Origin of the sequence: Xanthobacter autotrophicus ATCC 700552, assembly GCF_043194565.1 — a bacterium.
Classification (GTDB): Bacteria; Pseudomonadota; Alphaproteobacteria; order Rhizobiales; family Xanthobacteraceae; genus Xanthobacter; species Xanthobacter autotrophicus_F.
In genome coordinates this window covers 36,491-48,731 of sequence record NZ_JBAFVS010000003.1, presented here as the reverse complement: position 1 = coordinate 48,731, position 12,241 = coordinate 36,491, and the positions used below count along the sequence as shown (strand labels likewise).

Sequence of the window (12,241 nt, the reverse complement as noted above, 5' to 3'; positions counted from 1 at the left end):
CCTAGAAGGAATTGCGCGGCACGCCCTTCTTCACCACCGCGAGGGCGTGGGACAGGTCGCTGGCCAGCTCCGCCTTCTGGTCCGGCCCCAGGAAGCGCCCCACCGGCACCGTGCGCGGGCCGCTGACGAGGGCCACGTCCAGCGTGCCGTGATCCTCGTCGTCCTCCCGGGTCAGGCGGGTCCAGAACGGGTTGAGACGGGTGATGGTGCGCCGCCCGCGCGCCGGCTCGCGCCGCACCTCGATGACACTGGGGGTGACCAGGATGTGCTCGCGCGCTCGCGCCGAGCGGAAGCTGGCGCGGAAGGCGATGTAGATCAGCAGCACATCAAGGCCGAAGAAGCCGAAGATGGGCCATGCGCCCATGGCGAGGAAGGCAAGCCCGGTGACGAGGCTGACGCCGCCCACGCCCATCATCACCAAGCGGAAGCCGCGGGGGGTGAGCGAGCGGTGCGGGGCAAGCGTCACCGCATAGACGACGGGCTCCTCCGGGAAGCTCGCGTCCCCTTCGGGTGCGGTATCACGGTCGCTGGCTTGGGGCATCGGTGAACAGTATACCGGAAAAATGCCGCGCAAGATCATTCCGCCCAAACCTTCCGCTGCGATGGATGTCGCCGACCCTGCCGCGAAGCCGGCGGCGAGAGGAAGGCTGCCCGCCGCGAAGCCGGCGGCCATGGCAAAGGCGCCTGCTGCACCAGTGGCCGAGGCCAAGGCAAATGCCAATGCAGGAACAGGCGCAGCCAAGGCTGCGACCAAGTCCGGCGCCAAACCCGCCGCCAAGTCCGGCGCCAAGGTCGGCGCCAAGGTCGGCGCCAAGTCCGGCGCCAAGTCCGGCGCCAAGTCTGCCCCGTCCGGCAAGCGCAAGCCGGCCGCGCCGCCAATCCCCAGCCCGGCGCCCCGCCGCAACAAGGCGGTGGCCAATGCGGCCGCCGCTGCCCACGGCAAGACGCTTGTCGCCTGGAGCGAGGACGAGATCGCCGAGGCCTTCACCCGCTTCGAGGCGCAGGACCCCGAGCCCAAGGGCGAACTCAACCACACCGATGCCTTCACCCTGCTGGTGGCCGTGGTGCTCTCGGCCCAGGCCACCGATACCGGGGTGAACAAGGCCACCACCGGCCTGTTCGCCGCCGCCGCCACGCCCGCCGCCATGGTCACGCTCGGCGAGGAGGAGGTGGCCCGCCACATCCGCACCCTTGGCCTCTACCGGGGCAAGGCGAAGAATGTGGTGGAGCTGTCCCGCCTGCTGCTGGAGCGCCACGCCGGCGTGGTGCCGCGGGATCGGGAAGCGCTGGAGGCGCTGCCGGGGGTGGGGCGCAAGACCGCCAATGTGGTGCTGAACATCGCCTTCGGCGCGCCCACCATCGCGGTGGACACCCATCTGTTCCGGGTGGCCAACCGCACCGGCCTAGCGCCCGGCCCGACGCCGCTGGCGGTGGAGCTGGGCCTGGAGGCGCGCATCCCCGACCGCTTCAAGCTGCACGCCCACCACTGGCTGATCCTGCACGGCCGCTACATCTGCAAGGCGACGAAGCCCGAATGCGGCCGCTGCATCATCGCCGACCTGTGCCGCTGGCCGGAGAAACGGTTCTGACGGAGGTTTCTCCCTCACCCCCAACCCCTCTCCCGCCAGGGGAGAGGGGAGGCTGGTAACATCAGCAGTCCTTCGCTGACGGCGCGCCGCTACACCCTCTCCCCTTGCGGGAGAGGGCTGGGGTGAGGGGTGTCGGAACTGCGGGCGGCTTAGCAGCCCCCTCAGCGCATCTCCGCGAGGAAGGCGCGCACCTCGTCCGGGTTCACGTCTTTGGCCACGAAGGCCTCGCCGATGCCGCGCACCAGGATGAAGGTAAGCGCGCCTCGGCTCACCTTCTTGTCCTGGGCGATGAGGGTCATCAGCCCGTCCGTGTCCGGCAATTCGCCCGGCACGTCGGAGATCTTGGTGGGCAGGCCGGCGGCTTCCAGATGCCGCACCACCCGCGTCACGTCCTGCCCCGGGCACAGGCCGAGCCGTGCCGAGAAGGCGAAGGCCAGCGCCATGCCGATGGCGACGCCCTCGCCGTGGAGCAGGCGGCTGGAATAGCCGGCGCCCGCCTCCAGCGCGTGGCCGAAGGTGTGGCCGAGATTGAGCAGGGCCCGGTCGCCGGTTTCCTTCTCGTCGCGGGCGACGATGGCGGCCTTGGCCATGCAGCTTGCCGCCACCGCCGAGATGCGCTCCGGCCCGCCGGCAATGACGCCGGCAAAGTCGCGCTCCAGCGTGTCGAACAGGTCGCGGTCGCCGAGCAGGCCGTATTTCACCACTTCCGCATAGCCGGCGCGCACCTCGCGCACGGGCAGGGTGTCGAGCGCCGCGGTATCGGCCAGAACCAGCACCGGCTGGTGGAAGGCGCCCACGAGGTTCTTGCCCTGGGGCGAGTTGATGCCGGTCTTGCCGCCGACCGAGGAATCCACCTGGCTGAGCAGGGTGGTCGGCGCCTGCACCACGTCCACGCCGCGCCGCAGCACCGAGGCGGCGAAGCCCGCGAGGTCGCCCACCACGCCGCCGCCGAGCGCCAGCACCAGGTCGCGCCGCTCGATGCGGGCGGAAATCAGGCCTTCCACCACCTGCTGCAGGCCAGGCCAGCCCTTGGTCTTCTCGCCCGGCTCCACCACGATGGCGGTGTGGTCGATGCCGGCGGCTTCGAGCGAATTCTGAACCGTCTTCAGGTGGCCGGCGGCCACCACGTTGGCGTCGGTGACGATGGCCACCCGCGCGCCCTTGCGCAGAACGGTGACATGGGTGCCCGCCTCGGCCAGCAGGCCGGGGCCGATATAGATGTCGTAGGGCCGCCCGGCCAGGTCCACGCGCACGGTGCTGCGGGTGATGTCGCCGATGGGCAGGGGCTCGGGCTCGGCGTGGGCCAGATCGGCGGGACCAAGGGAGGCGGGACCTGGGGGGGCGGACATGGAACGGGTCCCTTCGGGATACTGGATGACGTGGCGGTGAACGGCGCCGATCACCTCCTCCACCACCATCTCGTGCACCACGTCGCGGCTGTCCACGATCACGTCGGCGAGGGCGTAGGTGTCGCCGCGCTGTTGCAGCAGGGTGGCGAGCTTCGCCGCCGGGTCGCCCTGGGCGAGGAGGGGGCGGTCGGTGCGCTTCTTCACGCGCTTGAGCAGGGTGTGGAGGTCGGCGCGCAGCCAGACGGAGACGCCCTGGCCGGCCACCGCATCGCGGGTTTCCGCATTCATGAAGGCGCCGCCGCCGGTGGCGAGCACGCTGGGGCCGGACTGGAGCAGCCGCGCCACCACCCGCTTCTCGCCTTCGCGGAACTCCACCTCGCCGCGGCGGGCGAAGATTTCCGGAATGCTCATGCAGGCGGCCCGCTCGATCTCCTCGTCCGCGTCGACGAAGGGCAGGCCAAGCCGTTTGGCGAGCCTGCGGCCCACCGACGACTTGCCGGCGCCCGGCATGCCCACCAGCACGATGGAGCGGCGCCCGAGGCGGCGGACCATGTCGGCAGGAGTCGCTGAAGAAGGAATCGCCGGAGAAGGGGTCGCCGGAGAAGGGGTCGCCGGGGCAGGGGTCGCCGGGGCAGCCGTGACGCCGGCGGGCGCGGCCTGGATGCCTTCGCTGGTCCCGGCTTCGCTGGTCTCGGTGTCCTTGCGGGACGGGGGGATATTTTGCGTCTGCACCCGCGCCTTCCTCGCTACGGCGGCTTGGCCGTACGCATGCAATCATGCGCGCGAACGGCGGACCGGACGGGTGCGGCTCTAGCATCCGCCACGCGAGCCGGCAATGCGGTTGAACAAGACGCCATGGCGTGGCACCTCTCGATGCGAGGGGCCGCGCGGGTCGATTCGCGGCCCGGCATGAGGAGGCGAAGGTGCCGACGCTCTTCCGCTTGCTGGCGGTCCTGGCCGTGCTGTGCGGCCTGGCCTATGCGGCCATGTGGGCGCTCGCCACCAAGGTGGAGCCGCTGCAGCGCGAAATCAGCTTCACCGTGCCGGCCGAGAAGATCGGCAAATGAGCGCTGAAGGGCTGCCCCAGGATGGGCCGCCCGAAGATGGGCTGCCCGAAGATAGGCCGCCCGAAACGGGCCGGTCCGGAAAGGGGCTTTCCGCATCCGGCCCGCTGGCGCTGTTCCTGGACATGCAGGCAATCGAGCGCGGCGGCGGACCCAACACCCTCGACGCCTACCGCCGCGACCTCACCGACCTCGCCGAATTCCTCGCCCCGGTCCCGCTCGCCGCGGCCGATACGAGCGCGATCCGCGCCTATCTTGCGGACCTGTCCGCGCGCGGCTTTGCGGCCACCACGGTGGCGCGGCGGCTGTCGGCCCTGCGCCAGTTCTACCGCTTCCTGTTCGCCGAGGGCCATCGCGCCGACGATCCCGCCGCCGTGCTGGAAGGCCCGAAGCGCGGCCGGCCCCTGCCCAAGGTGCTGAGCGTGGCGGAGGTCACCCGCCTCATCGACGCCGCCCACCTGCGCGCCGCCGAGGCCGAGGCGAGCCAGACGGCGCGGCAAAAGGGCGGGGAGCAAGAGGGCGGGGAGCAAGAGGGCGAGGAGGGGGAGGGCACCGGCACGGCGCCGGCGGCGGGCGCGGCGAAGGCGGGGCGCGCCGAAGTGCTGCGCCTGCGGCGCACCGCCTGCATGGTGGAGCTGCTGTACGCCAGCGGGCTGCGCGTGTCCGAACTGGTGGCGCTGCCCGCCACCGCCGCGCGGACAAGGGGCGAGGCCATCCTTGTCACCGGCAAGGGACGCAAGGAACGTCTCGTCCCGCTCTCCGACCCCGCCAAGGTGGCCATGGCGGCCTTCCTCGCCGCGCGGCGGGCAGCGGGGCTGGAGGCCTCGCGCTGGCTGTTCCCCTCCGGCAGCGAGAGCGGCCACGTCACCCGCCAGCAGGCGGCGCGGGATCTGAAGGACCTGGCGCTGGCGGCGGGGCTCGATCCGGCGAAGCTGTCGCCCCACGTGCTGCGCCACGCCTTCGCCAGCCATCTGCTGGCCCATGGCGCCGACCTGCGGGTGGTGCAGACCCTGCTCGGCCATGCCGACGTCTCCACCACCCAGATCTATACCCACGTCCTCGACGAGCGCCTCAAGAGCATGGTGCGCGACCTGCACCCGCTGGCGGACGAGTGAGGCGAATGGCGTGTGAGCTTTGCTCATTGGCCATTGGTCAAGCCCGCGCGGCGCTTGAGCGGACCCACTCGGCATCGGTCAACGACCGAGGCCGATGGTAATGACATCCCGTTCCCCGGCCGACTGCAGCGATAGCGGAAGGAGAGCCGGGGCCCAGCGCAAAAGTCGGCCGCAGGCGCTTCTGAACCCTGGCGGCGCAGGCGCTGCCTGCTGCGCAGTTTTGCGCTGGATCCCGGCTCGGCGCTCCAGCTGCGCTGTCGCTGGTCCGGGATACGGCTTGGTGAAAGGCCCGGCCGGCCGGGCCTTCAGAATCGCGTCACCACCGCGGCCAACTCGGGGCGGGGGCGGTCTTCCAGCTTCTGGGTGGCGGTGCCCATATAGATGAAGCCGGCGATGCGCTCGAAGCTTTCAAGGCCAAGGGCGGCGCGGGCGTCGGCATCATAGGTCGGCCATTCGGAGAGCCAGGTCGCTCCGTAGCCGAGGGCGGCGGCGGCGATCAGCAGGTTCTGGCAGGCGGCGGCCGAGGACATGAGCTGCTCGAACTCCGGGATCTTCACATGCGGCGCGGCGCGCGAGACCACTGCCACCACCACCGGGGCGCGCAGGAAGCGCCCGCGCTCGTCCTCCAGCCGCTTCTCCGAAACGCCGGGATCGGCCGCCGCCAGCACCTCGGCCAGCTTCGCACCGGCGCGGGCGCGGCCTTCGCCCTCGAACACGATGAAGCGCCAGGGGGCGAGCTTTCCGTGGTCCGGCACGCGGGAGGCGATGGTGAGGAGAGTGTCCAGCTCCGGCGCCGACGGGCCGGGCTCGACCAGGTCAATGACGCGGGAGGAGCGGCGGGTGGTGAGGAGTTCGAGGGCGTCGGGCATGGGGCAATGGCTCTGTTGAAGAATGAGGAGATGCAAGGCGGGTAGAGCGGCACCATAAGGGCAAGTGCCGACGGTTTGAACAGGGTGTGGGCACGCAGGGCGGCGTGAAAATACCGTCCCGCGGCGGCTTCCCTGCGCGCGGCGGTCCGGTTCGCGCGTGGCGCGACGAGGCAGACGCTGCGGAGCCGACTTGAATCCGCCCCGAATATTGTGCACGTCAGCACACATGATCCGCTTCGCCCGCGCTTTTGGCCTCCCTCCCGCCGTTCGCAGCCGTGCGCCGCGCCGCCGGGGGCTGCGGCTTGCGGTGCTCCTGTGCGCCGCGCTGGCCGTGGCCGCGCCGGTGCTCGCCGCCCCGCGCGATGCCGTGGCGCAAACCATGCAGTTCCTCGGCCCGCCGGCCGCGCCGCCGCCGGCTGGTCCGTTCCAGACCCCGCCCAATGCCCCGCGCCCGGCGTTCCAGGCCCCCGGTGGAGGAGCTGTTGGCCCCGCCCCGTCGAGCCGCGAGCCCCATGCGGTGCTGCCGCAGGCGCCGCCCGGCAAGGCGGCGCTCGGTGTCTTCGCGCGGTTCGGGGCCGATGGCGCGGCAATCCCCCGCGGCCTCGTCTGGCGCGTCTTCGCCGACCAGCCGGAAAGCACCGGCGCCTTCCCTCTGGTCGCGGAAAGCTCCGAGGCGACGCCGGTGTTTCTGCTCAATCCGGGTGGCTATATCGTCCACGTGTCCTATGGCTTCGCCACCGTCGCCCAGAGGGTGCAGATGGGGCCGCTCTCGCGCCGCCAGGCGTTCGACGTGCCGGCCGGTGCCCTGCGCCTGTCCGCCGATGTGGAGGACAAGCCCATTCCCGCCCAGAAGCTGACCTTCGACATCTTCGAAGGCTCGTTTCTTCAGGGCCGCACCTCCAGCCAGCCTTATTATCGCGGCGCCGGTGCCGGCGAAGTGGTGCTCCTGCCCGAGGGCACCTATCATGTGGTCTCCACCTACGGCGACGCCAATGCCGTGGTGCGTGCCGACGTCACCGTCGCCCCCGGCAAGCTCACCGATGCCATCGTCCACCACCGCGCCGCGCAGGTCATGCTGAAGCTGGTGAAGGTGGCAGGCGGCGAGGCGCAGGCCGACACCCAGTGGACGGTGATCACCCCCGGCGGCGACACCATCAAGGAATCCATCGGCGCCTTCCCCACCTTCGTCCTCTCCGAAGGCGACTACACCGCCATCGCGCGCAAGGACGGCAAGAACTTCAGCCGCGAGATCAAGGTGGAAGCCGGCAAGAACCTGGAAATCGAGGTGCTGGCGAAATAACGCGCCGGCCCGGTCTCAAGCCCAAGCATCCGGACGGAGCTGCCCCGCCGTCCCACCTGAATGGAATCGCGCCCCCGAGCGGGCGCCGGACACTGACCGGGGAGGACGAGAATGGGGTCCCGCTTCGCTGCCTTTCATCTTGCGGGGGCGGCCGTCGCCGCGGGCGTCATGGTTGCTGCCATGGCGGCCGGCATGGTGTCCGCGCCGCCGGCCCAGGCGGCAGACGCTGCCGCAGGGCGTGCCCTCGCGGAGCGCTGGTGCGCCACCTGCCATGTGGTCGGGGGTGCGCCGCAGAGCGCGGCGAGCGATGCGCCCACCTTCGCGGCCATCGCCGCACGGGATGGTGACATTTCGCCGGCATGGCTCGCCTTCCGCCTGCTCGGCCCCCATCCGCAGATGCCGCAGGTGTCGCTCTCCCGCGCGCAGGCGGCCGACCTTTCCGCTTATCTGGCGACGCTGAAGAAGTAGCGCGGCGCGCCCGCGCGGCCGCAGACATGAAGAAGGCGGGAGGCCTGAGCCTCCCGCCTTCTTCACATCATCCCGGCGGTCACGCCGCCTGCAGGGCCTTGGCCAGCGCCTTGCGCTTCAGATCCGGCGGCACCGCTTCATCCACCAGCGCCGCCACCACCTCGTCGAGGGTTCCGCTGGCCTGGGCGTTGGAGCCGAGACGGCGGATGGAGAGGGTGCGCTCGGCCGCCTCCTTCTTGCCCGCCACCAGCAGCACCGGCACCTTGGCGAGGGAATGCTCGCGCACCTTCAGGTTGATCTTCTCGTTGCGCACGTCCAGTTCCACGCGCAGGCCTTCCGCCTTCAGCAGCTCCGCCACCTCGGCGGCATAGTCGTCCGCGTCCGAGGTGATGGTGGCCACCACCACCTGGGTGGGGGCGAGCCAGAGCGGGAAATGGCCGGCGAAGTGCTCGATGAGGATGCCGGTGAAGCGCTCCATGGAGCCGCAGATGGCGCGGTGGATCATCACCGGCGTCTTCTTCTGGCCGTCCGCGTCCACATAGAAGGCACCGAATCGCTCCGGCAGGTTGAAGTCCACCTGGGTGGTGCCGCACTGCCACTCGCGGCCGATGGCGTCCTTCAGCGTGTATTCGAACTTGGGGCCGTAGAAGGCGCCTTCGCCCGGCAGGATGCCGGTCTTGATGCGCCCGCCCGAGGCCGCCTCGATCTCGCCCAGCACGCGGGTCATCACCTCTTCGGCGTGGTCCCATACCGCATCCGAGCCCACGCGCTTGTCGGGGCGCGTGGAGAGCTTCACGACGATCTCGTCGAAACCGAAATCGGCATAGGTGGAGAGGATCAAATCGTTGATCTTCAGGCACTCGGCCGCCATCTGCTCCTCGGTGCAGAAGACGTGGGCGTCGTCCTGGGTGAAGCCGCGCACGCGCATCAACCCATGCAGCGCGCCGGAGGGCTCATAGCGGTGCACCGCGCCGAATTCGGCAAGACGCATGGGCAGGTCGCGGTAGCTCTTCAGCCCGTGCTTGAAGATCTGCACATGGCCGGGGCAGTTCATGGGCTTCAGCGCGAAGATGCGCTCGTCCTTGGTCTCGTCGCCGGCGGACTGCACCTTGAACATGTTTTCCTTGTACCAGCCCCAGTGGCCGGAGGTCTCCCACAGGGCGGCGTCGAGCACCTGCGGGGCGTTGACCTCGCTGTAGTCGGCCTTCAGGCGGCGGCGCATGTAGGCCACCAGTTCCTGGAACAGGGTCCAGCCCTTGGGGTGCCAGAACACCGTGCCGGGGCCTTCCTCCTGGAAGTGGAACAGGTCCATCTCGCGGCCGAGGCGGCGATGGTCGCGCTTCTCCGCCTCCTCCAGCCGGTGGACGTAGGCGGCCAGCTCCTTCTCATCCTGCCAGGCGGTGCCGTAGATGCGGGTGAGCATGGGGTTGTTCGAATCACCGCGCCAATAGGCACCCGCCACCTTCATCAGCTTGAAGGCGGCGCCGATCTTGCCCGTGGAGGGCATGTGCGGGCCGCGGCAGAGGTCGAACCACTCACCCTGCTTGTAGATCTTCACGTCCTGGTCGGCGGGGATGGCATCCACCAGCTCGACCTTGTAGGCCTCGCCCTTGGCGGCGAACACGCGCTTGGCCTCGTCGCGGGTCCACACTTCCCGGGTGAAGGGGCGGTCGCGGGCGATGATCTCGCGCATCTTCGCCTCGATCACCGGCAGGTCCTCGGTGGTGAAGGGGGCGTTGCGGGCGAAGTCGTAATAAAAGCCGTTCTCGATCACCGGGCCGATGGTCACCTGGGTGCCCGGCCACAATTCCTGCACCGCCTCGGCCATGACGTGCGAGCAGTCGTGGCGGATCAGCTCCAGCGCGCGCGGGTCGTCGCGGGTGACGATCTCCAGCTTGGCGTCGCGGGTGATGGGCTCGGACAGGTCGGTGAGCGCGCCGTCGAGGGTGACGGCGACGGCCTTCTTGGCGAGGGATTTGGAGATGGCGGCTGCGATGTCCGCGCCGGACGTCCCTTCGGCATAGTCGCGCTTGGCGCCGTCAGGGAAGGTGAGGGAAATCATGAGGCAACTCCTTGCCGCCCACTCCTGCGGACCACGCAGGTAGGCGTCTTTTCATGTTCACGCGGGTCTTTTAGGCGAGAGCGGGCGCCCGCGTCCAGAACGGGGAATCGAGGAGCGCTGCCGGGCATTGTTCACGTGGTTGTGCCCAGATGGATGCCGTTGGATACCGTTCGGCAACGCTTTGGGTGGAAAATGCTGCACTGCTCAGGCCGCGACCCCCCTTTTCCTCGCGCGCGGCCTCGGCTAATCCCGTGAGCGGGGTCGTGAGTGTTCGCCATGCCGGCGTCGTCCGGCCGGGCCTGATGGATCGGGTCCGGACCGGGGGCAGGGCGGTTCGCGCGGGGGAGGGGAACCGGTTGGCCACGGAGCGGAATATCCTGCCCCGCTTCCGACCAGTTCGCGTGTCACCGCTGTCAAAAGGGCCGATTGCGCCCTCGGACGCGTAAAGAGAGGCCGGCATGATGCCATCCACGTTCAAGACCTTGACCTTCGCCGCCCTGCTCCAGGTCGGCGTGTTTGCCTTCGCGTCCGCTGCCAGCGCCCAGATCGGCCCGCGTGGCGCACCGGGCGCCGTGATGGACATCGACGAGCAGCCGGGCCTTGAGGCACCGCAGGACGACGTGGCCCAGATGGACCCCGCCTTCCGCCGCCAGCCGGTGTATTTCCGCACCACCGAGAAGCCGGGCACCATCGTCATCCACACCAACGAGCGCTTCCTGTACCTGGTGCAGGGTGACAACCGCGCCATGCGCTACGGCATCGGCGTCGGCCGCGACGGCTTCCAGTGGTCCGGCCTCAAGAGCATCGAGCGCAAGTCCGAGTGGCCCGACTGGACCCCCCCGGCGGAGATGATCCAGCGCCAGCCCTATCTGCCGCGCTTCATGGCCGGCGGCCCCGGCAACCCCATGGGCGCCCGCGCGCTCTACATCAGCGGCACCGTCTACCGCATCCATGGCACCAACCAGCCGCAGACCATCGGCTATGCCGTGTCTTCGGGCTGCTTCCGGCTCGTGAACACCGACATCATCGACCTGTATTCCCGCGTGCCCGTGGGCACCAAGGTCGTGGTGCGCCAGCAGGCCGCCCTCTGAGGACGGTCCTTTTTCTCCTTATTTCTCACTGGGGGCATTCATGAAGACGATCCTGGCGCTTCTGGCCGGCGCCACCCTTGCGCTTGCCGCACCGGCGGCCTCGGCGCAGACCTTGAAGTCGGCGCAGACCTTGAAGACGGTGAAGGACCGCGGCGAACTGGTGTGCGGCGTGTCCAAGGGCCTGCCCGGCTTCTCCGCCCCCGACGCCTCCGGCAAGTGGACCGGCTTCGACGTGGACGTGTGCCGCGGCCTCGCCGCCGCCATCTTCAACGACGCGAACAAGGTGAAGTTCGTGCCGCTGTCGGCGGACGAGCGCTTCCCCGCCCTCACCAAGGGCGATGTGGACGTGCTCTCGCGCAACTCCACCTGGACCCTGGAGCGCGAGGCCAAGCTCGGCCTCCTGTTCACCGCCATCAATTATTATGACGGCCAGGGCTTCCTGGTGCGCGACGCCCGCAAGGTCGCGTCCGCCCTTGAGCTGGACAAGTCCAAGGTCTGCGTGCAGGCCGGCACCACCGCCGAGGACAACACCAAGGATTATTTCGCCGCCAACGGGATGGCGCTGGAACTGGTCACCCTGCCCACCAGCACCGATCTGGTGAAGGCCTATGAAGAGGGCAAGTGCGACACCCTCACCACCGACGTGTCGCAGCTTTATGCCCTGCGCCTGACCATGGCCAAGCCGGGCGACCACATCGTGCTGCCCGACGTGATCTCCAAGGAGCCCCTCGGCCCCGTGGTGCGCCAGGGCGACGACCAGTGGTTCAACCTCGTCAAGTGGACCATCTTCGCCATGATCAACGCCGAGGAACTCGGTGTGGCCACCACCACCATCGATGCGGCCCTCGCCTCCAAGAAGCCGGAAGTGCGCCGCCTGGTGGGCACCGACGGCAATTACGGCGAGGAACTGGGCGTGACCAAGGACTTCGCCGTGCGCATCGTGAAGTCGGTGGGCAATTACGGCGAGAGCTTCGAGCGCAATGTGGGCGCCGCGTCCAAGCTCGGCATTCCGCGCGGCATCAACCAGCTCTGGAGCATGGGCGGCATCCAGTACGCCCCGCCGGTGCGCTGAGCCGCAGCCGTTTCCCACTCATAACGATGGCCCATGAGTTTGACTCATGGGCCATCGTTTAAGCCTGCGCGGCACTTGAGCGAAACGCACTTGGCCTCGGTCAACGACCGAGGCCAATGGTATTAAGGGCTTTGAAAAGGGCCGGTCCGTTTCCACGGGCCGGCCCTTTTTGCTCGCGGCGATGTGAGGGGGAAATCCCCCTGCGGCATCGACCTTACGCCGCTGCCTCCCTAAGCTCCCCTCGTCTTCATGCAGCGGGGAG

The 12,241-nt window shown here is 69.4% G+C and carries 11 protein-coding genes; 7 read left to right on the top strand and 4 right to left on the bottom strand.

Annotation, left to right across the window (positions count from 1 at the left end):
* Window position 1: 1 nt before the first annotated feature.
* Window positions 2–541, bottom strand: coding sequence for a DUF2244 domain-containing protein (locus V5F48_RS03835; protein WP_394040251.1), 540 nt, complete (start codon window positions 539–541; stop codon window positions 2–4).
* 154 nt (window positions 542–695) lie between these two features.
* Between V5F48_RS03835 and nth the strand changes: the two genes are divergently transcribed.
* Window positions 696–1,589 (top strand): endonuclease III, encoded by an 894-nt coding sequence (gene nth, locus V5F48_RS03830; RefSeq protein ID WP_394040709.1) that lies wholly within the window; start codon window positions 696–698, stop codon window positions 1,587–1,589.
* Window positions 1,590–1,750: 161 nt separating this feature from the next.
* Here nth and aroB read toward each other — a convergent pair whose 3' ends face one another.
* Complete coding sequence (aroB, locus tag V5F48_RS03825) at window positions 1,751–3,517, bottom strand: 3-dehydroquinate synthase (RefSeq protein ID WP_394040707.1); 1,767 nt, start codon at window positions 3,515–3,517, stop codon at window positions 1,751–1,753.
* Window positions 3,518–3,861: 344 nt separating this feature from the next.
* Between aroB and V5F48_RS03820 the strand changes: the two genes are divergently transcribed.
* Both V5F48_RS03820 and V5F48_RS03815 read left to right on the top strand, forming a co-directional pair.
* Window positions 3,862–4,005 (top strand): histidine kinase, encoded by a 144-nt coding sequence (locus V5F48_RS03820; RefSeq protein WP_394040249.1) that lies wholly within the window; start codon window positions 3,862–3,864, stop codon window positions 4,003–4,005.
* On the top strand, window positions 4,002–5,117 hold the full coding sequence (locus tag V5F48_RS03815; RefSeq protein ID WP_394040247.1) for a site-specific tyrosine recombinase XerD: 1,116 nt from the start codon (window positions 4,002–4,004) through the stop codon (window positions 5,115–5,117). The genes V5F48_RS03820 and V5F48_RS03815 overlap by 4 nt, the downstream gene beginning before the upstream one ends.
* 305 nt (window positions 5,118–5,422) lie before the next feature.
* On the opposite strand, the gene V5F48_RS03810 is transcribed toward V5F48_RS03815, so the two are convergent.
* Window positions 5,423–5,986: a nitroreductase family protein gene (locus V5F48_RS03810; RefSeq protein WP_394040245.1), complete on the bottom strand. Its 564-nt coding sequence runs from the start codon at window positions 5,984–5,986 to the stop codon at window positions 5,423–5,425.
* Between the two features lie 226 nt (window positions 5,987–6,212).
* Between V5F48_RS03810 and V5F48_RS03805 the strand changes: the two genes are divergently transcribed.
* Both V5F48_RS03805 and V5F48_RS03800 read left to right on the top strand, forming a co-directional pair.
* A complete protein-coding gene (locus tag V5F48_RS03805; protein ID WP_394040243.1) occupies window positions 6,213–7,286 on the top strand; it encodes a hypothetical protein in 1,074 nt (357 codons plus the stop codon).
* 111 nt (window positions 7,287–7,397) lie between these two features.
* The gene (locus V5F48_RS03800; RefSeq protein ID WP_394040241.1) at window positions 7,398–7,754 is read left to right on the top strand and encodes a c-type cytochrome; all 357 of its coding nucleotides are present in this window, start codon (window positions 7,398–7,400) and stop codon (window positions 7,752–7,754) included.
* A gap of 79 nt (window positions 7,755–7,833) precedes the next feature.
* Here the strand turns inward: V5F48_RS03800 and thrS are convergent, their stop codons facing one another.
* Window positions 7,834–9,816 (bottom strand): threonine--tRNA ligase, encoded by a 1,983-nt coding sequence (gene thrS, locus V5F48_RS03795; protein ID WP_394040239.1) that lies wholly within the window; start codon window positions 9,814–9,816, stop codon window positions 7,834–7,836.
* Window positions 9,817–10,274: 458 nt separating this feature from the next.
* Here thrS and V5F48_RS03790 point away from each other — a divergent pair, with 458 nt between their 5' ends.
* Window positions 10,275–10,907 (top strand): L,D-transpeptidase, encoded by a 633-nt coding sequence (locus tag V5F48_RS03790; RefSeq protein ID WP_282641428.1) that lies wholly within the window; start codon window positions 10,275–10,277, stop codon window positions 10,905–10,907.
* 40 nt (window positions 10,908–10,947) lie between these two features.
* Entirely contained in the window at window positions 10,948–11,979 is a 1,032-nt protein-coding gene (locus V5F48_RS03785; protein ID WP_394040236.1) for an amino acid ABC transporter substrate-binding protein, read from the top strand.
* Window positions 11,980–12,241: the final 262 nt, after the last annotated feature.